21 protein-coding genes are annotated in these 20,777 nt (G+C 50.6%); 6 read left to right on the plus strand and 15 right to left on the minus strand.

Going from position 1 to position 20,777, the window contains the following annotated elements; all coding sequences use genetic code 11:
- The first annotated feature begins 171 nt into the window (after positions 1 to 171).
- Positions 172 to 1,032 carry a class I SAM-dependent methyltransferase gene (locus EBB54_RS19605; protein WP_125128628.1) on the plus strand — a complete coding sequence of 287 codons (861 nt, stop codon included), beginning with the start codon at positions 172 to 174 and terminating at the stop codon, positions 1,030 to 1,032.
- Between the two features lie 110 nt (positions 1,033 to 1,142).
- On the opposite strand, the gene trxB is transcribed toward EBB54_RS19605, so the two are convergent.
- The 5 genes from trxB to EBB54_RS19630 form a co-directional block, all read right to left on the minus strand.
- Positions 1,143 to 2,063 (minus strand): thioredoxin-disulfide reductase, encoded by a 921-nt coding sequence (trxB, locus tag EBB54_RS19610; protein WP_125130911.1) that lies wholly within the window; start codon positions 2,061 to 2,063, stop codon positions 1,143 to 1,145.
- Positions 2,064 to 2,294: 231 nt separating this feature from the next.
- Positions 2,295 to 4,691: a ribonucleoside triphosphate reductase gene (locus tag EBB54_RS19615; RefSeq protein WP_125128629.1), complete on the minus strand. Its 2,397-nt coding sequence runs from the start codon at positions 4,689 to 4,691 to the stop codon at positions 2,295 to 2,297.
- A 591-nt stretch (positions 4,692 to 5,282) separates the two neighbouring features.
- A complete protein-coding gene (locus tag EBB54_RS19620; RefSeq protein ID WP_004074809.1) occupies positions 5,283 to 5,978 on the minus strand; it encodes an anaerobic ribonucleoside-triphosphate reductase activating protein in 696 nt (231 codons plus the stop codon).
- Positions 5,979 to 6,114: 136 nt separating this feature from the next.
- The gene (proC, locus tag EBB54_RS19625; protein ID WP_004074807.1) at positions 6,115 to 6,909 is read right to left on the minus strand and encodes a pyrroline-5-carboxylate reductase; all 795 of its coding nucleotides are present in this window, start codon (positions 6,907 to 6,909) and stop codon (positions 6,115 to 6,117) included.
- 20 nt (positions 6,910 to 6,929) lie between these two features.
- Positions 6,930 to 7,199 (minus strand): acylphosphatase, encoded by a 270-nt coding sequence (locus EBB54_RS19630; RefSeq protein WP_125128630.1) that lies wholly within the window; start codon positions 7,197 to 7,199, stop codon positions 6,930 to 6,932.
- 269 nt (positions 7,200 to 7,468) lie between these two features.
- Between EBB54_RS19630 and EBB54_RS19635 the strand changes: the two genes are divergently transcribed.
- On the plus strand, positions 7,469 to 8,089 hold the full coding sequence (locus EBB54_RS19635; RefSeq protein WP_193554373.1) for a M48 family metallopeptidase: 621 nt from the start codon (positions 7,469 to 7,471) through the stop codon (positions 8,087 to 8,089).
- Between the two features lie 24 nt (positions 8,090 to 8,113).
- On the opposite strand, the gene EBB54_RS19640 is transcribed toward EBB54_RS19635, so the two are convergent.
- The 6 genes from EBB54_RS19640 to EBB54_RS19665 are packed head-to-tail and all read right to left on the minus strand — an operon-like array spanning position 8,114 to position 14,204.
- Positions 8,114 to 8,926, minus strand: a complete 813-nt coding sequence (locus tag EBB54_RS19640) for a purine-nucleoside phosphorylase (RefSeq protein WP_125128631.1) — start codon at positions 8,924 to 8,926, stop codon at positions 8,114 to 8,116.
- The gene (locus EBB54_RS19645; protein WP_125128632.1) at positions 8,919 to 9,815 is read right to left on the minus strand and encodes an ABC transporter permease; all 897 of its coding nucleotides are present in this window, start codon (positions 9,813 to 9,815) and stop codon (positions 8,919 to 8,921) included. The genes EBB54_RS19640 and EBB54_RS19645 overlap by 8 nt, the downstream gene beginning before the upstream one ends.
- Positions 9,812 to 10,852: an ABC transporter permease gene (locus EBB54_RS19650; protein ID WP_125128633.1), complete on the minus strand. Its 1,041-nt coding sequence runs from the start codon at positions 10,850 to 10,852 to the stop codon at positions 9,812 to 9,814. Before EBB54_RS19650 ends, EBB54_RS19645 begins: the two co-directional genes overlap by 4 nt.
- On the minus strand, positions 10,842 to 12,347 hold the full coding sequence (locus EBB54_RS19655; RefSeq protein ID WP_162307171.1) for an ABC transporter ATP-binding protein: 1,506 nt from the start codon (positions 12,345 to 12,347) through the stop codon (positions 10,842 to 10,844). The genes EBB54_RS19650 and EBB54_RS19655 overlap by 11 nt, the downstream gene beginning before the upstream one ends.
- A 36-nt stretch (positions 12,348 to 12,383) precedes the next feature.
- Positions 12,384 to 13,448: a BMP family lipoprotein gene (locus EBB54_RS19660; protein WP_125128635.1), complete on the minus strand. Its 1,065-nt coding sequence runs from the start codon at positions 13,446 to 13,448 to the stop codon at positions 12,384 to 12,386.
- Between the two features lie 51 nt (positions 13,449 to 13,499).
- On the minus strand, positions 13,500 to 14,204 hold the full coding sequence (locus EBB54_RS19665) for a Crp/Fnr family transcriptional regulator (RefSeq protein WP_125128636.1): 705 nt from the start codon (positions 14,202 to 14,204) through the stop codon (positions 13,500 to 13,502).
- Between the two features lie 157 nt (positions 14,205 to 14,361).
- Between EBB54_RS19665 and EBB54_RS19670 the strand changes: the two genes are divergently transcribed.
- From EBB54_RS19670 to EBB54_RS19685, 4 genes are all read left to right on the plus strand, one after another.
- Positions 14,362 to 15,435: a Gfo/Idh/MocA family protein gene (locus EBB54_RS19670; RefSeq protein ID WP_125128637.1), complete on the plus strand. Its 1,074-nt coding sequence runs from the start codon at positions 14,362 to 14,364 to the stop codon at positions 15,433 to 15,435.
- Complete coding sequence (locus tag EBB54_RS19675; RefSeq protein ID WP_125128638.1) at positions 15,436 to 16,197, plus strand: SDR family NAD(P)-dependent oxidoreductase; 762 nt, start codon at positions 15,436 to 15,438, stop codon at positions 16,195 to 16,197.
- 178 nt (positions 16,198 to 16,375) lie between these two features.
- Positions 16,376 to 16,633 (plus strand): AbrB/MazE/SpoVT family DNA-binding domain-containing protein, encoded by a 258-nt coding sequence (locus EBB54_RS19680; RefSeq protein WP_125128639.1) that lies wholly within the window; start codon positions 16,376 to 16,378, stop codon positions 16,631 to 16,633.
- A 10-nt stretch (positions 16,634 to 16,643) separates the two neighbouring features.
- On the plus strand, positions 16,644 to 17,033 hold the full coding sequence (locus EBB54_RS19685; RefSeq protein WP_243127733.1) for a putative toxin-antitoxin system toxin component, PIN family: 390 nt from the start codon (positions 16,644 to 16,646) through the stop codon (positions 17,031 to 17,033).
- 135 nt (positions 17,034 to 17,168) lie between these two features.
- Here the strand turns inward: EBB54_RS19685 and EBB54_RS19690 are convergent, their stop codons facing one another.
- The 4 genes from EBB54_RS19690 to EBB54_RS19705 form a co-directional block, all read right to left on the minus strand.
- The gene (locus EBB54_RS19690; protein WP_125128640.1) at positions 17,169 to 18,284 is read right to left on the minus strand and encodes an ABC transporter permease; all 1,116 of its coding nucleotides are present in this window, start codon (positions 18,282 to 18,284) and stop codon (positions 17,169 to 17,171) included.
- 128 nt (positions 18,285 to 18,412) lie between these two features.
- Complete coding sequence (locus EBB54_RS19695) at positions 18,413 to 19,276, minus strand: ABC transporter ATP-binding protein (protein WP_125128641.1); 864 nt, start codon at positions 19,274 to 19,276, stop codon at positions 18,413 to 18,415.
- On the minus strand, positions 19,264 to 20,040 hold the full coding sequence (locus EBB54_RS19700) for a hypothetical protein (RefSeq protein ID WP_243127734.1): 777 nt from the start codon (positions 20,038 to 20,040) through the stop codon (positions 19,264 to 19,266). The genes EBB54_RS19695 and EBB54_RS19700 overlap by 13 nt, the downstream gene beginning before the upstream one ends.
- Positions 20,033 to 20,590 carry an RNA polymerase sigma factor gene (locus EBB54_RS19705; protein WP_125128642.1) on the minus strand — a complete coding sequence of 186 codons (558 nt, stop codon included), beginning with the start codon at positions 20,588 to 20,590 and terminating at the stop codon, positions 20,033 to 20,035. The genes EBB54_RS19700 and EBB54_RS19705 overlap by 8 nt, the downstream gene beginning before the upstream one ends.
- Positions 20,591 to 20,777 lie beyond the last annotated feature (187 nt).

Below are 20,777 nucleotides of genomic sequence, written 5' to 3' on the forward strand. Positions count from 1 at the left end.
TGCATTACAGTTCGCGGCCGGTTGGGCCGTGAACTGTAACTGCGAAAGCTTGCAAACCTCTTATAACACGAATATTAAGAAATCTCTTTTTTACGCGTTTTTATGATTGAATTACCCCCCGGAAAGTGATACTCTATTTCCAGCACAATCAAAAGAAATGAGGATTTTATCATGTGGATTGCAGATCAGTGGAAAGAGTATGAGATCATAGATTGTTCAAACGGGGAAAAGCTGGAGCGCTGGGGGGATTATACCCTGATCCGCCCGGATCCCCAGGTCATCTGGGATTTTCCGAAAAAGGAGATCGGCTGGCGGCAGTGGAACGGGCATTACCACCGCAGCAAAAAGGGCGGCGGCGAGTGGGAGTTTTCCGGGCTGCCGGAGCAGTGGCAGATTCACTACGGTTCCCTGACTTTTAACCTGAAGCCGTTTAATTTCAAGCATACCGGGCTGTTTCCGGAGCAGGCGGCAAACTGGGACTGGTTCTCCCGGCTGATCAAAAACGCAGGACGTCCCGTCAAGGTGCTGAACCTGTTCGCCTACACAGGCGGCGCCACGCTGGCAGCGGCGGCGGCCGGGGCCCAGGTCACCCATGTGGACGCTTCCAAGGGGATGGTGGCCTGGGCGAAAGAAAACGCGGTATCCTCCGGCCTGAAAGACGCGCCCATCCGGTGGCTGGTAGACGATTGCGTAAAATTTGTAGAGCGTGAGATCCGGCGGGGAAATACTTACGACGCCATCATCATGGACCCGCCTTCTTACGGGCGGGGGCCCAAGGGCGAGGTCTGGAAGATCGAGGACATGATCCATCCGCTGATCCGGCTTTGTACCCAGATCCTGTCAAAGGACGCGCTGTTCTTCCTGGTCAACTCCTATACAACCGGGCTGGCTCCGGCGGTGCTCACTTATATGATCGGCGCGGAGCTCAAAACCTGGAACGGCCATGTGGAATCCCAGGAAATCGGGCTGCCGGTGAAAAGTACCGGGCTGATCCTGCCCTGCGGTGCTTCCGGCCGGTGGAGCGCCCTGTGACAGATATGCCTGCCAAATGACCCTGAGTCGCTTCGGACTTCCGTTGTATTTCAAGCGCAGAAAAACCGCAGCCAGCCGTTTTTCTGCGCTTTTCCCGATCCGGTTCCGCCTTATTCTGCAATCTCCTGCCGGGAAATATATTTGCAGGCCGCCAATGCCGCCACCGCTCCGTCTGCCGCCGCAGTGGTGAGCTGGCGCACTTCTTTTGTCCGGCAGTCTCCTGCCGCGAAGATTCCCGGGCAGGAGGTCACACAGTCCTCCGACGCCGCTACGAAACCGGATTCATCCAGCCTGACCAACCCTGCAAACGCGTGATTTTCAGGAACCTGTCCGATTGCCGCAAAGACGCCGGACACCGAAATCTGAAAATCCTCTCCCGTCTTTTTGTTATTCAGGATCAGACCCTCCACCACGGTTTCTCCCACCAGCTCCTTCACGGTCGCGCTCAGGACAAACTCCACATTCTCTTTTCTTTTCAAAGGCTCCACAAGCCCGGCTTCCCCGCGGAACTCGTCCCTGCGGTGCACCAGGTAGACTTTATTGCAGTAATTGGAGAGGAACTCCGCATCCTGGAGGGCCGTGTTGCCCCCGCCGATTACAGCCACGTCCTTTCCTTTGAAAAAGGCCCCGTCGCAGGTGGCGCAATAGGACACTCCCGCCCCCAGAAGCGCTTCTTCCCTGTCCAGCCCCAGATGGCGGTGGGTCACGCCTGTTGCGATGATCACAGTCCGGCAGGGGTATTCCTTTCCTTCCGTCTCGATCACCTTGATGCCGTCCTCCTCCCGGATTCCCGTCACCTGTTCCAGCTCTGTCTCCGCCCCCAGCTTCATAGCCTGATCCAGCAGATTCATGGAAAATTCCGCACCGCTGACGCTGGCGATCCCGGGATAGTTCTCCACTTTCGGAGAGACCGTGATCTGCCCGCCGTAATTCATGGCTTCTATAATAACCGTCCGCTTTCCGGCGCGCTGTCCGTAGATTGCCGCCGTCATTCCGGCGGTTCCGCCGCCGATGATTCCAATATCATACATCATGTTTATCAACCTCCCTGGTTATTTCCGCAATCCGGCCCCTCGCTGCCAGGCGGCTTTTCAACGAGCCGGATGCGTTACAGCGTGCGGCCGGTCACAGGCCGTAAACTGTATGCTATCTCTTATGCCGAATACGCAGGAATCCTCCCGGTTTCCTGCGTATTCCACTGTCTGTATTCCGTATCTGTCCAGTCCCTTTGGCCTTACACCTTCCGGTTTTGGACAACTACTTTACTCTTTATTATTCTCCGCATACGCTTTTATATTCGAAGCGTTTGCCATTTTTTTCACGCCGTCTTCATCCACAACCACCAGAGTCGGAGCCTGCATCACGCCGTACTTCTTAACCAGCTCTTCGTTTTCCTCGGCGTCCACCAGTTGATAGGAAATGTGCGCCTTTTCCAGTGACTTGGTAGCAATCCTGCAGTTGGGACAGGTCTTGGTCGTGAACAGGATCGCTTTGATCCCGTCGTTTTTCTCCCCGGCCATCACCGCGGCTTCTTTCTTCACCTGAACCGCCTTCTTCACCGCTGCCTGGGGCTGCATCCGGGAACCGGAATCGAATACGTCGTATACCTTCCGCTCCTTGAACTCCTGAGCCTTGCCGTCGTTCCAGTTCTTGACCGGACGATAATACCCGGTGATCCGGCTGTAAACCTCCGTCTCTTCCCCGCAGCACGGGCAGGTATAATGCTCGCCGCTGATATAGCCGTGGTTCCTGCAGATGGAATAGGTCGGAGACATCGTATAATACGGAAGCTTGTAATTCTCCGCGATCTTTCTCACCAGGGCTGCCGCAGCCTTCCAGTTGGGCAGCTTTTCTCCCAGGAATGTATGGAATACGGTTCCTGACGTATACAAGGTCTGCAGCTCATCCTGGATATCCAGCGCCTCAAATACATCCTCCGTATAGCTTACCGGCAGATGGGAGCTGTTCGTATAATACGGTGTTCCGCATTCCTCCGCCGCCGTGATGATATCCGGGAACTGCGCCACGTCGTGCTTTGCAAGCCGGTACGTGGTTGATTCTGCCGGGGTTGCCTCCAGGTTGTACAGATCCCCGTACATCTCCTGATAATCCGACAGCCGTTCCCGCATGTGGTTCAGCACGTCCTTCGTAAACTGCTGTGCCTCCGGATGGGTCAGATCCTTTTTGAGCCATTTTGCATTCAGGCCGGCTTCGTTCATTCCCACCAGGCCGATGGTGGAAAAATGGTTGTCAAAGGAGCCCAGATACCGCTTTGTATATGGATAGAGTCCTTCATCCAGCAGCTTGGAAATGACTTCTCTCTTGATATGCAGAGAGCGGGCCGAAATATCCATCAGCCGATCCAGTCTGGTATAAAATTCCTCTTCATTTTCAGATAAATATGCGATACGCGGCATATTGATCGTTACAACGCCGACGGAACCGGTGCTCTCCCCGCTGCCGAAGAAGCCGCCGGACTTTTTGCGCAGCTCCCGCAGGTCCAGGCGCAGACGGCAGCACATGCTCCGCACGTCGCTTGGCTCCATATCGCTGTTGATATAATTTGAAAAATAGGGCGTGCCGTATTTTGCAGTCATTTCAAAGAGCAGACGGTTGTTCTCTGTCTCGGACCAGTCAAAATCACTGGTGATGGAATAGGTCGGGATGGGATACTGGAAGCCTCTGCCTTCCGCGTCTCCCTCGATCATGGTCTCAATAAACGCCTTATTGACCATGTCCATCTCTTCCTTACAGTCCCCATAGGTAAAATCCTGCTCCACTCCGCCTACGATGGCCGGAAGGTTGGCCAGGTCATTCGGTACGGTCCAGTCCAGCGTAATGTTGGAAAACGGCGACTGGGTCCCCCATCTGGACGGAATATTCACGCCGAACACAAAGGATTCGATGCACTTCTTCACTTCCGGGTAGGTCAGATGATCTGCCTTTACAAAGGGCGCCAGGTAAGTGTCAAAGGAAGAAAACGCCTGCGCGCCGGCCCATTCGTTCTGCATGATGCCCAGGAAATTGACCATCTGGTTGCAGAGCACGCTCAGATGCTTTGCCGGAGCCGCGGTGATCCTGCCTACAATGCCGCCCAGCCCTTCCTTGATCAGCTGCTTCAAAGACCAGCCTGCGCAGTAGCCTGTCAGCATGGACAGGTCATGAAGATGAATGTCCGCATTCTTATGGGCCTTTGCGATCTCCTCATCATAAATCTCGGACAGCCAGTAATTGGCCGTGATCGCGCCGGAATTGCTCAGGATCAGTCCGCCCACGGAATAAGTCACCGTGGAATTTTCCTTCACACGCCAGTCCGTCACTTTTACATAGCTGTCTACAATATCCTTATAATCCAGCAGGGTCGAGTTCAGATTCCGGATCTTCTCCCTCTGCTTTCTATATAAAATGTACCCCTTAGCCACATCCGCATAACCGGCCCGGATGAGCATGGATTCCACGCTGTCCTGAATATCTTCCACAGATACAAGCCCCTTCTTGATCTTTGGTTCAAAATCCGCCGTCACCTTCAATGCCAGCAGATCAATAATGTCCTGGTTATACTCCTTCTCTTTCGCCTCAAATGCCTTGCGGATTGCTTCGCTGATCTTCGACAGATCAAACGGCGCAACCTTACCGTCCCTCTTTGTAACCTGATACATATGCGCGCTCCCCTTTCTGTCTTTGGCGGTCTGAAAAAGGCAGATCCTGTACCCAATCTGTCCGAATGTCTATCCTCACACTGATCTGATAGACAATGACTGCCCGGCATCTCTGCTGGGCATCTGCACATTCCGACCGCTGTATTACCACTCTGATCCCGTACCGCAGCGTACGCAGTTCAAGTGTGAACAGTAATTATTCTAACACTATATAAGTCTCCTGTCAAACGAAAAAACAACAATATATTGTGCCGTTTTTTGTCACCGCAACCAGATATTGTTGTTTTTCTATTCCAGAAAATATTTTATAAAGTCAGTAACCACTTGGGAATACATTCCAATTCTCAAAGATTATTCACGCAAAATCAGAAATTTTCTGAACACTTATATCAATTTCGCACTTTTACAGACAGAACCAAGAAACTCGAAAAAACCTGCTGTTGTCTGATTTTGCCGCATTATGGGCATCAAAATTGCCTGTCTCTGCAGGATCTGATCCGAATCCCCAGTCCCTCTTCCCGAGAGAAGTTCCTAAAAAATATAGGAATCTGATGATTGCGTCCCGCCGGCCGAACCGTGAGCCGCGGCATTTTACTCCACACCGCGCAGCTCTGCATTGGGCACATTCCGCCGGACTACTTCCAGCGCCTGGACAAGAATCTCCTTCGTGTAGGCCCTCAGTCCCGGACGGATCAGATCTCCGGATACCCGGAAGCCCTGCAGATAATACCGCTCCGCCCCCTTGATCCACCGCCCGATATCGGCAAAATCCTCCCGTTTGTGAAATTCCCTCACTACCGTGGTGCGAAATTCATAGGGGATCGCGCCGGACAGCAGAAAATCCACGCTGCGGAAGATCTCTTCCATATTATAGTCTCCAATTCCAATGGTGGTTCCGTATTTTCCGGGAGAATTTTTAATGTCCATGGCCACATAGTCCAGAAGCTTTTCTTCCGCCAGATGCCGGAGAAGCCGGGCATTGCTGCCGTTGGTGTCCAGCTTCACGCTGTAGCCGATCTCCTTCACCCTGCGGATAAACGCTTCCAGCTCCGGCTGCAGCAGCGGCTCTCCACCGGAGATGCAGACGCCGTCCAGCACCCGCCAGCGTTTTTTCAGAAAGCTCATGATCTGTTCTACGGGAATGTTCCTTTCTGGATCTATATGCGTGACAAGGGACGCATTGTGGCAAAATGGGCAGCGGAAATTACAGCCTGCGGTAAAAATCGTGCACGCCACTTTTTCCGGATAGTCTAAAAGCGTTAATTTCTGCAGTCCCTGTATGTTCATTCCGCTTCCCCCCTTCTGCGGCCAGACTGCGCAGGAAGCTGTCTGTCTGGCCGCCGGCTGCCGCCGATTTATCCGGCAGGCCAAATGCCTGCCATGGCCAAACACTGCCCTTCAAAGCTGTCCGCCGATGCAGTATTTATAAATTCCGGGATGTCTCCGCACATGCCTTCATGGACTCGATCAAGGCGCTTCGGAATCCTTTTTTCTCCAGGACGCGCACTGCTTCTATGGTCGTTCCTGCCGGGGAGCAGACCATGTCTTTGAGTTCTCCCGGATGCCGGTCTGTTTCCAGTACCATCTTGGCGCTCCCGTATACGGCCTGGGCCGCGAACTTGTACGCCTGGGCGCGGGGCATCCCCTCCGCCACCGCCGCATCTGCCATGGCCTCGATCATGATGAATACATAGGCCGGGGAGCTTCCGCTGACAGCCACCACCGCATCAATCAGGTTTTCCGAAATCACCTCGGTCTCCCCGATGGTTTTCAGGATGCTGACCACATAATCCAGCTCTTCCTTGCTCACGCAGTCGTTGGGGCAGACGGCAGTCATTCCCTCGCGTACCATCGCAGGGGTATTGGGCATGGTGCGCACAAGCTTAACTGGTTTTCCAAAGTGCTGTTCCAGCCAGCCCAGCGTCTTGCCCGGCGCAATGGTGATCACAAGCTGCTTGTTGGAGATCACATGCTTGATCTCCGCAATGACGGTGGAATAGTACTGGGGCTTTACGCACAGGAATATGATCTCGGCCCGCTCCGCCACCTTCCTGTTGTCAGGCGTGACGCGGATTCCGTAAATGTTCTGCATATGCTCGCGGCCTACCGCGGAGATATCCGAGCCGATGATCTCCTCCGGAGAGATCAGTCCGGTCTTGATGATTCCGCCGATGATCGCTCCTGCCATATTTCCTACTCCAATAAAACCTAACTTCATTGTATCTCCCTCCTGTTGAATTATCTGACCTTAAAGCTGCTTTCCTGTTCCAGCGGAATCTCCTCCGTGTCCATCCATTCGATCTTTATGAACTGACTGCTGTTCAGTCCCACAAGGAGCTTCTGGATCAGTGGTTCTCTTCCCTGGATCTCCAGCGTCACGGTGCCGTCCCATTCATTTTTCACCCATCCGGTCAAATGCAGGGACAGCGCCAGATATTTTGCCGTATACCGGAAACCCACGCCCTGTACGCGGCCGTGGAACACGATGTGCTTTCTGACTTCTGCCATATGCCGATCACTTCTCTCTAAACAAATCTGTGCCAAACAGTTACCTATATTCTATACCACTTTTTGAAAAAAATCAAAGAATAATGTATACAAAAATAAGATTTGAAAAAGATTCACGTTCTGTGAAAAATGCAGGTGTGAGCAGCAACAGATTCATTCCGGCTTGATGTTTTTTCGGAATTGTGGTAAGGTGGCGTTGGCAAAAGGTTGTGGGGACTGTCTGGACTTTTCTCATGACCGGATCATTTGGAATCAGGAGGGATCGTTTTATGGCAATGCAGCCTTTTCCCCGTCCTCTGGCAGACCGTCTCCGGCAGCTTGAGGAAGACAGGGGCACGGAATACCCGGAGGGGTATGAGCTCATCTACAGTTCCCGCAGGACTCTGGCCGTCCAGATCACTGCCGCGGGGCAGGTCAGGGTACGCGCCCCAAGGCGCACTTCCAGAGCTTCCATCGACCGGTTTTTGATCGAAAAGGAAGCCTGGATCCTAAAGTATCTGACCCGTGCTTTCGAGCATGCGTCTCCTCCCCCTCCTCCCCTCCCCGAATCGGAACGCCGACGCTATATGGAGCTGGCCAGGGAGATCTTTACACGGAAGGCCGCCTACTATGCGTCTGTCATGAAGGTTACATACGGCCGCATCTCCATCCGGGAGCAGAAAACCCGCTGGGGGAGCTGCAGCAGCAAAGGAAACCTGAATTTTAACTGGCGGCTGATCTTCGCACCTGAGGAGGTGCTGGATTATATCGTGGTTCATGAACTGGCCCACCGCAGGGAGATGAACCACTCCCAGGCGTTTTATGATATCGTGGAGTCCGTACTGCCGGAGTATAAGAAGGAGCAGAAGTGGCTTCGGGAACATGGGGAAAGCCTGTGGACAGCTGTGTGAGCGTCCGCAGGCTCTGTGCTGATTTTACAATATGTTTCCGATGATCCTGTCCAATATACATTCAAACTTATGCTTTACTTTTTCCGCGGTTTCTATCACTTCATCATGGCACAGAGGCTGATCCAGAATCCCCGGCGCCATATTGGTGATGCAGGAGATACCAATCACATGGATACCGCAGTGCCTTGCCGCCACAACCTCGGGAACCGTGGACATTCCCACCGCATCCCCGCCCAGCAGCCGCATCATCCTGATCTCTGCCGGCGTCTCATAGGACGGACCTGTATTCATCACGTAAATTCCCTGTCTGAGCCGGATGCCCATTTCTTCTGCTTCTTTTATAATTTTCTCACAGTATTCCGGATGATACGCTTTCGTCATATCCGGAAAACGGGGCCCAAAGGCGTCTTCATTCCCGCCGATCAAGGGATTGATTCCGGACAGGTTTATATGATCTGTAATCACCATTAAGTCTCCCGGCACAAAATCCGGATTCAGACCGCCCGCCGCATTTGTCAGTATCACCGTCCGGACGCCTGCCATTTTCATAATACGCACCGGCAGGGCAAGAAGGTGCGGCTCTATCCCCTCATAATAATGAAACCTTCCCTGCATGGCAATCACCTTTTTCCCGTACAATGTACCAATTATAAACCTGTTTTTATGCCCTTCCACGTGGGAGACCGGGAAACCCGGTATGTTCTTGTATTCGATATATTCCGCGTTTTCCAGCTTTTCTCCATATGCCCCCAGTCCGCTTCCCAGAATCAGCCCTATGTCCGGCCCAAATGAGATAATTTTCTGAATACAGGGTTTCATTTCCGTGATATTAAACATGTTCCTTCCTCCGAATTTTGAAATTTTTTGCCGCAAAAAGCAGCATGAGCAGCGTACATAAGTACGGTATCATAGATAAGAATTGTGTCGGGATCGGAAATGCCTGCATCCGCAGCTGTATCGTTTCTGTCAGTCCGAATAAAACAGAAATCCACACGCAGTACATAGGATTCTTCTTTGCAAACACAAAGATTGCCAATGCGATATATCCCCTTCCAGCCACCATATCTTTGCTGTAAAAATTCAGCTGGCTCAATGACAGAAACACTCCGCCCAGCGCGGATAAGGCTCCGCAGACCATAACAGATATATATTTTATAAGGTTGGACCGCAGCCCCAGACTGTCAACCACCTTGTCATTGATTCCCGTCGCCCGAAGGCGGATTCCGACGGGCATCTTATATATCACCACCCAGGACAGGACTGCCACAGCCGCAAGGAGATAGGCCAGACCGGAATAACCGGACAGCAGTACATTCAGTACCGGGATGTCTTTGATGACCGGAATATGGATGACAGAAAGGGAATCCACCATCTCAGATTTTCCTTTGCTTCCAAAAATACCGATCATCAAAACGGAAACCAGACCTTCAGCAATGATATTCATTCCCACGCCGGCCACCACCTGGTTGGACTGGTATTTTATACAAAACACGCCGAATATCAGCGCATATAACGCGCCCACCGCCGCGGCTGTCAGAACACCGATCCAGGCATTGCCGAAGTAATATGCGCCCAGCACTCCCGAAAACGCTCCAATCGTCATAAAACCTTCCAGGCCCAATGCCACAATGCCTGAAAATTCCGAGATTGCCCCGGCTATGGATGCGTAACCAAGAGGAATGGACATACGGATAGACGATGCAATTATATTTAAAATTGTATTCATTGCTTTTTCCCCCTGCTTTTGATCCTGAATGATTTTATAAGTAGCGGAGCCGAGACTGTTAATATGATCAGTCCCTGAAGGATCGAAACCAGTTCCGAGGGAATCCCTTCAAACATTGCCATAGAAAGGCTTCCTGTCCTGAGTCCTCCAAAAAGAATGCTGGATAAAAATACTCCGGCCGCTGAATTTTGTCCAAGTACGGCAATGGCCATTCCGTCAAACCCATACCCTGAGGACATTCCGATCACATATCGGCCATAAGTCGCCGCCACCAAAAGCCCTCCGGCAATTCCGGCTATACCGCCCGACATCGCCATGGACAGCAGACGCGTCTGGTTCATGCGGATTCCCCCGGCCTCTGCCGCCTTATAGTTGTCTCCGGCCGCAATCATATTGTATCCGGTCACCGTATACCTGTAGAATATCCCCATAAACAGGATCATAGAGCATGCGATTACAAAGGCCCAGGTGATCTTCGAGCCCTCCCAGACCGGCGGAAGCAATTTTGACGTTTCCAGCGCTTCGCTCTGGGGAATGGTCCCCTCTGCCATAAACGGACCGGAAAACAAATATTCCGCCAGATTTAACGCAATATAGTTCAGCATAATCGTCGAAACCACCTCGTTTGCCCTGCAGTAAACCTTCATTGCGCCTGCGATCATAGCCCAAAGTCCGCCGGCAAGCATTGCGAATATGCTGCACACCAGTACATGGAGCGGTAGCGGAAGAAACTGAATCTTCAATCCTGTCAGGATATATGCGATCGCCCCGACCACAACCTGTCCCTCCAGCCCGATGTTGAAAATTCCGCTCTTAAACGCGGCCATAGCCGCCAGGCCGCAGAAAATCAGCGGAACACATTTCTCAAATGTCCCCATACATGAGCGGAACGATCCAAAGGCTCCCCGCAGCAGCGAGGAATATGCCGCTCCGGGCGAATAGCCGCATACAAGGATGACTGCGCTCCCCGCAAGCATTGCGATCAGTATGGAAAGAAGGGGGATCGACAGTTTTCCCAACGTTCTTTTAATCCTCATTTTCTCTCCCACCTCCCATATAGAAACCTAATTTTGTCGGGGTAAATGCTTCAGCAATATCTTCCGTCACCATATGTCCCTCGTATATCACACCGATTCGGTCACTCAGCCGGAATAATTCATCAAAATCGGCTGTGATCAGAAGGATGGCCGCCCCCTGTCTCTTCAGCTCCAGAATACTTTCATGGATGATCTCGCATACGCCGATATCTACTCCGCGGGTCGGGTGCGCAATGACCGCCAGTCTTGGATTTCGATAAAATTCCCGGCCGATGATCATTTTCTGCTGGTTACCCCCGGAAAAATTTTTCAGCGGAAGGGCTTTGTTCCGCGGCGAAACCTGATATTTTTCAAAAATCTCTTCCAGCATCCTGTCAATCTTTTTGTAGTCGATTTTATGCTTCGACGTTACGAGATCACTGTACTGATTCCCCAGAGCTGCATTCATGGCGGCGTCCTGTCCCAGCAGCAGCCCCCGCTCCATCCGGTCTGAATGGATAAATGCCGCTCCGGATTCCACAATCTGCCTGGTCGTCCTGCCGGATATATCTTCTCCAAGCACCTCAAGCTGTCCCGTCCACCCTTTTAATATCCCGCTGATCACTTCCAGAAGCTCCAGCTGTCCGTTTCCTTCGATTCCTGCAATGCCGTAGATCTCCCTGCTGTGCACGTCCAGGCTCAGGCAATCCAATGCCTTAGACCCGTCTTCCCTTACATAGTCCAGTTCCTCTATATGCAGCGCCGTCTCACCGGGCATCAGCGTCTCTTTCTTAAATTCTCTGGGCTGATGGTCCACCATCATACAGGTCAGTTTATAGGGATCTGTTTCTTCTTTTTTTACATGTCCGCCCATGACTCCATGCCGCAGTACGAATATTTCATCCGCGATCTCCATTGTCTCATGCAGCTTGTGAGTAATGATGATGATTGATTTTCCGGACGATTTCAGCCTGCGTATCACCTGGAACAGACCTTCCGTTTCCTGGGGCGTCAAAACAGCGGTCGGTTCATCCAGGATCAATAATCTTGCCCCATGGTACAAAGCCTTGATAATCTCCACCTTCTGTTTTTCACCTACGGACAGGTCAGAAACCCGCAGGGCCGGATCAATCCCAAAGTGGTATGCGTCCGAAATTTCCAGAACCCTCCTGCGCGCTTCCTTTGTATGAAACAAACCCCTTTTGACAGGTTCATTTCCCATCACTACGTTTTCCGCCACAGTAAACTCGTCGATCAGCATAAAATGCTGATGCACCATCTGGATCTCACACGCAATCGCGTCGCGCGGGCTTTTAAAATGCACCGCTTTTCCGTCAAATACTATTTCGCCGCCATCCGGCTGGTATAAGCCGTAAATGGTATTCATCAAAGTTGTTTTCCCGGCGCCGTTTTCTCCCAGCAGAGAAGTCACCTTTCCTTCATCGCACCAGAAATCCACGTCCTTATTTGCTGTAAAATCGCCAAAGACCTTTGTCAGCTTTTTTGTTTCAAGCAAATGCACCATCCCGCGTTCCCCTTTCTGCTGCCTCTGCTATTTGTGTTCTTCTAAAAATTGCTCCACGTCATCCAAATTTGCCGGGAGTTTATACTCTTCTGAAACCACCTTTTCCATATAAGTATCCACTTCCGCTTTCAGTGAATCGCTTACTTCTACATTGCTTCCTTCGTATCCGATCTCCAGTGTTTCTTCCGCAAGGCCGTAGGTCAGCGTTCCGCTTTCCAGCTCGCCTGCGATCAGTTTTTTGCCGACGTCGCTCATGACTGCGTTCCAAAGGCGTAGGCCGGAAGCAATGATATGATCCGGTGCATTGTCATTTTGATTTACCTCGATCCCGAACGCATACCCGTTCATCTTTTCAGCGGATGTAAAGACGCCAAGCCCTGAACCGCCTGCACAGGCAAATACAATATCGCAGCCGTTTTCATATAATCCGTTTGCTATCTCTGTGGCTTTTGACGGATCGGAAAAACTCCCCACATAGGCAATGTCAACAGCGGCTTCTGGATTCACCAGCAAGATTCCTGCCTTGTAGCCGGCTGCAAACTGGTTGATGATCGGGCTGTCCGATCCGCCCACAAATCCGATCCGCTGCTCTTCATTTAACAGCGGCAGCGCATTTTCTTTTTCCAGCAGCCCCGCCAGGACTCCCAGCTGGAAACCTGTTTCTTCCGGACGGAATAATACATTTGTCACATTATCCGCCTCGACCTCCGAATCGACCAAAACGAACCGCTGCTGCGGAAATTCTGCCGAAACCTTCGACAATGCGTCCGTCTGTTCGAAAGAAATGCAAAAGATTCCGTTATACTCCCCGGTATCTGCAAACAGCCTCTGCATGTTTTCGTAGTCTGATTTTTCCTCCGGCTCCACTACATTTATTTTCACGTTGTCTGACTCCAACGCCTTTATTCCTTCATAGGACGCATCGTTCATATTTTTATCTCCGAGTCCTCCTGTACCGGTGATAAATCCGAACTGCGCCGCGGCGCCTGCATTTTTCTCTTTTTTGTCCTCCCCGCCTGCTTTTCCTGCGCATCCTGCCAGAAGCCCTGCTGCCAACAACATACACATCATCTTCATTGCCCTGTTTTTCATAATAATCACCTCTCTGCTCTTTGCAATCCATAGTTCTCAGAAGAAATAACCTCAGTACAATGCGTCCTTTTCAGCAAAATCAATCAGCCCTTGAAACTGTGTCTCATTGATTGTGATCTTTCCCCTTATAATTGTAATCTGATTCTGATTTTTTAAAAACTTCACTGCCCGGTTGAGCGTCTCCACGCTGATGCCGATCTCGCTTGCGATCACCGGTCTGGTCTTTTTAATCTTCACAATCTCGTTTTCATCTTCATCCTTTTCGTAACTGCTGATTAAATAGATCACCGTCTTCTGTATTCCTCGTTTAAAAAGATTCTGCCCCCGGTCATAGCTGCTTGCGTGCATTTTACTCGCTATCTGGGAAGATACATAATATAGAAAGTCAATGTTTGTTTTCAGTTCTTCTGCAAATAGTTTGACCGGAATCCTCAAAGCAGATACATCTTCCGCCACAACAAGCGTAGCAGCATTAATGAAGGTACCTGAGAGCACTTCTATATCGGATACAATGGAACCTTTCTTTAAAACCGAAAACTGGTATATATTCCCGTCAAGAAATTCTGACCGTACATACATTGCCCCGCTTATTACATAATAAGCATACTGTGTCTTTTCTCCTTTTTGGATCAATATACCTCCCTTCTTTACATGCACAGGCAACGCATTCTCATAGATTCGCTTCGAAATTCTCCTCAGAAATTCTTCCCCGCCGCATTGTTCTGTAAAACGATTATCCATATCTGTTGTGTCCATATTAGCATGACTCCTTTTTTCAAAAAATGTCAAATGACCTTTTTTCGTTTTTAGTTATACTATATAATTTCACCGAACAGAACGCAAGGCAGTAATGCAAAATGCACAAAAAACGTTACTATTCACAGTCAGATAAAAAAACGAAAGGAGTTTATTTATGAGAATTGCAATTATCGGTTCCGGCAACATCGCGAATACTCATGCCCAGGAACTGACAGGAATGGGAAAAAAAATTGCATTGGTTGTTGGAATCATACCGGAACAGACAGAAGATTTTCAAAGAAAATGGGATGTGGAGGAAGCATCCACCGATTTTCAGCGGGCGCTTGATCCTGATATCACGACAGTCCATGTATGTACTCCGCCGACCCTCCATTATCAGATGGTAAAGGATCTGATCCTTGCCGGCAAACATGTGATCTGCGAAAAGCCGCTGTGCCTGACAGCCGCCGAAGCGAAAGAGTTGTACGAACTCGCCCTCAGTCGGAAAATCGTGACTGCAGTCAATTTTAACGTCAGATACCATGAGGCATGCAATGCGTTTCGAAAGAAGGTATCTTCTGAGGATTTTGGACGGTTATGCCTTGTCCATGGTACTTATGAGCAGGAATTTCATGTACTGCCTGCGGATTATATGTGGAGGTATCAGGAAGCTCTGGCAGGCCCCATGCGAGCGACCACAGAGATCGGCTCCCACTGGATCGACCTGGTGCGGTTTCTGACAGGTGAGGAGATCGTATCCGTCAGCGCTACATATGGAAAATTTACTCCCGACCGCTATGTAAAAGACGAAATGATGTACGAAACTTTGCAGGAAGGCTCGGAAAAAATCCGTGTGGACTCAGACGACGCGGTGATCGCCGCACTGCGTTTCGGCAGCGGCGCAATCGGCAATCTGTTTTTATCCGAAGTGACCCACGGACGGAGCAATTATGTTTCCATGGAGATCACCGGTACCCGGCAGACCATCCGCTGGGATTCGGAAGATCCTTATAAGCTGTACACTGCTGAAAAATTTGGCGGTACATTGCAGGAAACCAACGCTTTTGCAGGAGGTTTTCCAAACACGTTCTCGGCATTCTTCCGGGAGGTGTATCGGGATATGGACGCAGGAACGCCCTCTGCCGCCCCCACCTATCCGACCTTTCAGGACGGCTATCGAAATGCGGCCGTATGCGAGGCGATCTACAGCAGTGCAAATCATCATTCAATCTGGACGGAGGTAAAATAAATGCTTCAATTTGAAAATCATGTAGTTATGGTAACAGGTGCAGGCGGCGGCTCGGGCCGGGCAATCGCCGAAAAATTTTTAAGCGAAGGCGCAAAAGTAATAGCTTTGGATCTGAAAGCGCCGGACTGGAAAGAGAAATCCGATACCTTTTTCCCGGTTAGCTGCGACGTCTCCAGCGAGGAACAGGTACAATCCGTTGTATCCGAATATGCGGAAACTGCGGGCTGTATTGATATTCTGGTAAATAACGCGGGAATTGCCATCGAATCTCCGCTGGCAGATTTTAAAACGGAAGTCTGGAAGAAAATTTTTGCTGTAAATGTAGACGGGCCGTTCTACTGTACGAGGGCCGTTGTGAAAAATCTGATCACCCATAAGAAGCCCGGGCGGATTATCAATATTGCTTCCATTGCAGGGAAAAACGGGTTTGCCAATTCATCAGGCTATTGTTCTTCCAAAGCGGCGGTCATCGGAATGACCCGCGCGCTGGCCGCGGAGCTGGGCGGATATGATATCACCGTCAATGCGGTCTGTCCAGGCTCTGTTGCGACGCCGATGATCGAAGAGGTGATTCAGAACATCAGCGCAAATACCGGCATGTCAGCAGAGGAAGCCCGCACAATGATGGAATCCGGGATTCCGTTAAAGCGGTTCCAGCAGCCCAAAGATGTGGCGGAGCTTGTGTGCTTCCTTGCATCGGACGCCGCGAAAAATATCAGCGGGGAATCAATGAATCTGGACGGCGGAGTTGTCAGAGATTAGGCCGTAACCTGTGACTCACAAGTTACTGGAGCACCCAAAGGGTTTGAACAGTAACACTCACAATAGAAATCTACATCTCTCCTGACAAAAACGATTGATAATATACCTTATATCGCCTATAATACAAATATAAAGAAAATCAAAAATATAAAGCAAGTTTTTGAAAGGATGATGAAGTATGGAAATAGCAAAGCTCTCCAGCAAGGGCCAGATTACCATTCCCATTTCGGTAAGAAATAAATTGAATTTGAAAACCGGAGATAAGATTGTGATTTTTGAGGAAAACGGTAGGTTTTACTTTGAAAATTCTGCAATGCAGGCTTTTAAAAGAGTCGAAGAGGCATTTGCCGGTGAAGCGGAAAAAGCTGGATTTCTGACAGAAGACTCAATGCAGGACTACATGAAGGAAATCAGAAAAGAAATAAGGGGGTATTAGCTTGCGGGTGATGCTCGATACGAATATTTTTATCTCCATGATTTTCTTTCCTTCAGCACAGACAAGATATCTTGCAAAATGTCTAACAGAACGACATCAGATTGTAGTATGTGATTATGTAATCGAAGAATTGCGTCTGGTAACTGACCGAAAATTCCCGTCAAAACTGGAATTTCTTGATCGTTTTTTTCTTGAACTGCCGTTTGAACTTGTTTATACGCCAAAAGCACTTAACTTAAATGAATTTCCGGAAATGCGGGATACGAAAGATTCTCCGATACTGGCAACGGCAATCATGGAGGGAGTGGATGCCTTTGTAACAGGAGATAAGGATTTTCTGGTTTTGGATGTGGATGTGCCGGAAATTGTCACAATGACAGAATTTTTGGAACGTTATTAAAGTACTATTGCGGTGCAGTATGTGTATCAATACATCTGCGCCGCATTTTTAGCGCAAAATTCCCGTAAGAAAAAAAGAATTATATCAACCCGCAGATAACGCAGCCTTTCCGCAATCAGGGGTAAGCGCATCCGCTTACCCCTGATACCCCCGGTACCGCCAATACCCCAGCCCCACGCCGGCCACTCCCACCGCCAGCGCAATCGCCAGATGCAGCATGACCTGTTCTGCCGGGAATGCGAAGTCCCAGGTCATGGGCAGATAAACCGGCATGGACGCCATAAAATGTGAGACCGCTTTCGTCACCGTATACCCAAAGATCCGCATGGGGCCGATCAGCTTCAGCCATACGACTGGTATAAAGTACAGCGTCAAGGACAGCACCACCGCCAGAAATGCATTTTTACAGAAAGCGGAAGCTGCCAGAACCACAGCGGTCAAAAGAACCGTCCCGGCAAACCCCAGACAGAACTGGTACAGCAGGAAGCCAGCCACTGTATCCGGACAGTAACCCCAACGATTACCCCACCCGATCATGGCCGAAGAAGCAGAAAGCCCCTGCGTCCCGAATACTTTCAGATAAATTGCCCACACATAGATGGTTGAGGCCAGAAATACCGCCAGCGCAAATCCGAAGGCCGCCGCTGTTTTCATCCAGATACCGCCGCCTTTTCCCCTTCGTGTGGTGAGAAGGATATCCGCTGTTCTCAGAGAATATTCTTCGGAAAACACCGAGGACAAGCCGATGATAAATATGACGGCCAGTCCGTAGGTCATCAAAATTCCGTATGTTTCTGCCAGGTAGTCCCATCCGTATACATAGTCAAATCGAAGATCGCCTCTGAGCAGCGGCGCCGCATTGTTTTCCCAGTCAGTTCCCTGATAAAACTGAATCTCCTCCAGAGCCGGTTCTTTCAACTGCATACTGTTGGTCATGTGCTCCGTGATGAAACGGCTGCAGAAGTTTCCCCTCTGCTCCCCTGTGTCCCTGTTCAGATAATAAAAACCATATTTCTCATAGATGTCCCTGACTTTTTCTTCTGTCAGGGGGCCGGCGTACTTTGCCGTCAGCTCCTGGTCCTTTTCGATGGCCTCTTTTCCGTAAATTGTTTCCCCGCCGATGGTCATAGCGTACTCGTCCTGCATCATCCACAACTGGTATCTTACGAATGCCAGCAGGCAAAACAGCCCGATCCAGACGATCTTTCTGGACGCAATTTTATAAAACTCTTCCTGAAATATTTTCCACATGCTTCTGCCTCCCCGTATTTTTCAATGATTTACGCAATTGATGGACTCATGGAACGACCGCACGATATTCCGATCAGCCTTGTCTGATTTTCCTTCGAAGTTTTACCGAATATAATGTGGTCGCTGCATCAATTCCCGAAATAGTACAGATATACATCCTCCAGCCCCGGTTCTGCCGGCGCGGCCCCCTCACAGGGGCAGGTGTCGGAAACGATCCGGATGTACACTTTGTCGCCTTCATTTTTCAGATTGCTGACCGCAAAGGTCTCATTCATCCGATCCGCCTCATCCGGTTCTGCCAGGTATTCCCACACTTTTCCCCGGACGCTGCCGGTCACCTCCCGGGAGTTCCCCTGTTCCACGATGCACCCCTGCTTCATCAGCAGAATCTGGTCCGCAATAAATTCCACGTCGGACACAATGTGGGTGGACAGAATTACAATCTTCCCTTTGGACAGGGCGCTGATGATATTGCGGAAACGAATCCGTTCTTTCGGGTCCAGCCCGGAGGTTGGTTCGTCCAGTATGAGGATTTCCGGATCGTTTAAAAGCGCCTGGGCGATCCCCAGCCTGCGGATCATACCGCCGGAAAATGTCTTGATCTTCTGTTTCTGCTCCCCTTCGAGCCCCACAAGCCGGAGCATTTCCTGCACCTTTTCTTTTGCCAGGTACTTTGGAACCGCCTTGCAGGCAGCCAGGTATTCCAGATACCGTTTTGCGGTAAAATCAGGATAATATCCGAAGTCCTGGGGCAGATACCCCAGCAGGCAACGGTACTCGCCGTCCAGCATACGGATTTCCGTGCCGTTGCACCTGATCTCCCCCGATGTGGGCTTTAGCACGCCGCAGAGCATCCGCAGCAGGGTAGTCTTCCCCGCCCCGTTGGCGCCCAGAAATCCATAGACCCCGTTGTGCAGATCCAGGGAAACCGTGTCCACCGCGATCTTATTTTTAAATTGTTTTGTCACCCTGTCAATTGTCAATTCAGGCATAGGCTGTCTCCTCCTTCAATTTTTCCCAGAATCCCGTAAATTTCCGCTGCCAGCAGAACCGCCCCCGCCAGCCCCAGCCCCCTCCACCAGGGCAGGTACGCCGCTTCGTATGCATGCTCAAAGAACACCGGGAAGAAGGCCAGCAGGCCGCACAGAATACCGGCGGAGATCTGACGGTAGCCGGCCGCCCCATTTCGGAACGCGGTCAGCATGTGCAGGTACAAAACGTCCGACCAGAGGAACGGAACCAGCATATACAGCAGGTAAGCCCCTGTTCCCAGACTGTTTAACCGGCCTGTCATGCCTGCCAAAAGGCTTAGGATAACCAGATCCAGAATCCCGGCTTCCAGCATCCGGATGCAGACCATCTGCTTTAAGTTCAGGTACAGCGTCTGCTCCAGCTCTGCCATGTGCCAGGAAAACAGGCGCGCCACCCCGCTGAGACAGATATTTCCGGCAAATACAAGAAATACCGAGCATACGATGATGGAATCTCTGCCGTCCGCATGTTGGCTGTTCAGCCAGCCTGCAAGCAGCATGGCCGCGAGCAGCATGCCCCCCTGGGCCGCACGGCATTTCCAGGGCAGGAAGCAAAACTGGTTCCACAGATTTTCCCGGAACGAAGGATACTGCCGGATCTGTTTCTTTTCTGCGGCCTGGCGGATCACTGCAAGGCTTCTGTTCTTTTTGGATTCATCCAGTTGGAAACGCCATGCTTCCTGCAGGCTTTGGATTCGCTTTTCCTTTTTCATCTTTTCATTCATAGAAATCCTCCCTGTTCAATAGCTGCTGCAGTTTTTCAAGCCCCTGTCTGACCCGGGACTTGACCGCGCTGTAAGAGGCGCCTGTCATGCGGGAAATCTCCCGGTTCTTGTAGCCGTAAAAATAGTGAAGAAGCACCGCCTCCCTCTGAATGTCGGGAAGCCTGCGCAGCGCCGCCGCAAGAAGCAGGCTGTTTTCCCGTTCTTCATATTCCCTGCCGCAAGAAACCTGCGCCTCCTCTTCGCCCCTTCCTCCTTGCTCCGATTCAAATGATTCCAAAAGGACGGGGGCTTTTCCGGAACCGCACGCATAATTCCGGCAGAGGTTCATAGCAATGGTCAGGAGGTAGCCTTTCAGATTCCGGTATTGGTAGCGGTCCACGTACCGGATAAAACGCAGGAAGGTTTCCTGGGCCAGGTCGTAGGCATCCTCACGGCTGCCGGTCTGATAGCAGCAGAAATAATATATGTCGTCGTAATATTTTTCTGCGATCTCGTTCAGGTATTGCTTCTGTCCGTCCTGAATCCGCCGGATCAGCTCCCTGTCTTCCAAAAGGCATCACCCTCCTTCCTGATTTGGTCCTCTTATTCAATATAACCTGATTTCTGAGAAAAAGGATTTAAAAAGCTGTAAATAAAAAAAATAGATCCATATTGGATCCAGGCCGCGTTTCCGCAAGGAGTGAAGGACGATGTGAATTATGACGGTTCCGTAAAGGCTGCGGCCTATCTCCTAAATA

Source organism: Schaedlerella arabinosiphila (genome assembly GCF_003885045.1).
Classification (GTDB): domain Bacteria; phylum Bacillota; class Clostridia; order Lachnospirales; family Lachnospiraceae; genus Schaedlerella; species Schaedlerella arabinosiphila.